1 protein-coding gene is annotated in these 379 nt (G+C 59.9%); it reads right to left on the reverse strand.

Annotated elements, in window-relative coordinates:
- Positions 1-362, reverse strand: a 362-nt coding sequence (locus tag CKW40_RS45705) for a TrmH family RNA methyltransferase (RefSeq protein WP_198421209.1), incomplete at its 3' end; no start/stop codon positions are given.
- Positions 363-379 lie beyond the last annotated feature (17 nt).

Genomic DNA, 379 nt, shown 5'->3' on the forward strand with positions numbered 1-379 from the left:
ATCTGGTGTTGATGGGCCCACTCAACCGCATCGGCCAGCTCGACACCGACAACGACGGGCAAGTGAAAGATCGACCCGACCGAAGAGCGAACCGTCTTGGGGTTATGTGGATCAACCGATCCCCGCGTCAAGATGACGCAATCGGCGCCAAACGCGTCGGCGCAGCGGATGACCGTTCCGGCATTTCCGGGATCGCGCACTTGAGCGCAGATGACGGCGAGACGAACAGCTTCGTCAGGCAGCTCACGACGCGTAACCTGCCGACATACCGCGAAGATCCCCTGACTGGTGACGGTATCAGAAAGCGCATTGACATCCTCGTCAGTGAGCACCACGACCCGAACGCCACGACATGTAGCCACCTCGACATGCTCAGCAT

The sequence above is a fragment of the Mesorhizobium carmichaelinearum genome, from assembly GCF_900199455.1.
In the GTDB taxonomy this organism is placed as follows: Bacteria; Pseudomonadota; Alphaproteobacteria; order Rhizobiales; family Rhizobiaceae; genus Mesorhizobium; species Mesorhizobium carmichaelinearum.